Source organism: Streptomyces silaceus, from assembly GCF_001419745.1.
Classification (GTDB): Bacteria; Actinomycetota; Actinomycetes; order Streptomycetales; family Streptomycetaceae; genus Streptomyces; species Streptomyces silaceus.
The window spans coordinates 1-1281 of the sequence record NZ_LIRJ01000662.1 but is presented as its reverse complement, the minus strand read 5'-3'; the positions used below and the strand labels follow the sequence as shown (position 1 = coordinate 1281).

2 protein-coding genes are annotated in these 1281 nt (G+C 72.7%); both read left to right on the top strand.

Annotated features, from left to right (window positions below; all coding sequences use genetic code 11):
• The first annotated feature begins 383 nt into the window (after positions 1–383).
• On the top strand, positions 384–623 hold the full coding sequence (locus AOK22_RS38400; protein WP_055703265.1) for a phosphopantetheine-binding protein: 240 nt from the start codon (positions 384–386) through the stop codon (positions 621–623).
• On the top strand, positions 620–1281 hold a 662-nt coding region (locus AOK22_RS38395; RefSeq protein ID WP_055703264.1), incomplete at its 3' end, for a siderophore-interacting protein. The genes AOK22_RS38400 and AOK22_RS38395, both read left to right, overlap by 4 nt.

The following is a 1281-nucleotide window of genomic DNA, read 5'->3' as shown; positions in this document are numbered from 1 at the left end:
TTCGGCGGCCACGCGGTGGAGTCCGCCAAGTAGTTCCCGCTTCTCCGGCCTCCGTACAAACGGCACCTGATGGGCAAAAGCCCCATCGGGTGCCTTTTGCTTGCCCAGGGCGCGGTCCGTGAGTGACGTGGGGTCATGTCGCGGGAGGGCGCGCCCGCTCCGGTGCACCCCCGCGCCGGAGCCGTGCCGCGTGAAGATCACTTGCATGTGCTCTGGCTCGTTAGTTAGGTTAGCCTTGCCTAGTCAGACGGGGGGTGGCGCATGTCGGCTCGAACGGCGCGAGAGCGGGGGTCGAAACCCCGAACTCGCCCCGACGTACGCCCGTTGCCGGTGCCCGGAGCGCCGTCCCCGCTGTCGTCACCGATCCCCGCAGGAGCCAGCCGATGAACCAGACCCTGTCCGCCGAGCGGATACGCGCCGACGTCGCGGAGCTGCTCGGCTGCGACCCCGCCGAGATCGCGCCCGACGACAACCTCCTGGACCACGGCCTGGACTCGATGCGGATCATGACGCTGATCGAGCGCTGGCGCGCCGCCGGCGCGCCCGCCGTGGAGTTCCCCGACCTGGCCGAGCAGCCCGAACTGGCCCACTGGACCGCGCTGTTGACGGGCGGGGCGGCATGACCCGCGAAGACCACCGCCACCGTCACCTGGAGCGCATCGCCGAGGTCAGGGCCGGCCGCCACGCCGAGAAGGTGGGCTACCCGATCCGCGTCCGCGCGACCGAGGTCGTCCGCACCGCCATGGTCGGCTCCGGCCTCCTGCGCGTCACTCTCGGCGGCCCCGGCGCCAAGGACTTCGAGGCCCACTCACCCGACGAGCACATCAAGCTGATCTTCCCCGAGCCGGACGGCTCGCTGCGGCTGCCCGAGCAGAACGGCGCCATGCTGCGCTGGCCGCGCCCCTCGCCCACCTCGCGCGAGTACACGGTGCGCCGCTACGACCCGGCCACCGCCGAGATCGACGTCGACTTCGCCCTGCACGACGGCGGCCTCGCCTCGGACTGGGCGCGCGCGGTCGAGCCGGGCACCGTCGTCCACGTCGCGGGCCCGCCCGGCGGACTCATCGTCCCCCACACCTACGACCGCTACGTGCTCGCCGGTGACATCACGGCCCTGCCCGCCGTCGCGCGCTGGCTGGAGGAACTCCCGAGGACCGCGAAGGGCTGGGCGTTCGTCGAAGTCGCCGACGCGGACGAGGAGATCGAGCTGGCCGCGCCCGAGGGCGTCGAGGTGCGCTGGCTGCACCGCGGCGAGCGCCCCGCCGGTACCGGCGACGACCT

What these genes read in the sequence shown, in the direction of transcription:
- AOK22_RS38400 (WP_055703265.1), top strand. Translation starts at nt 384, where the DNA reads ATGAACCAGACCCTGTCCGCCGAGCGGATACGCGCCGACGTCGCGGAG.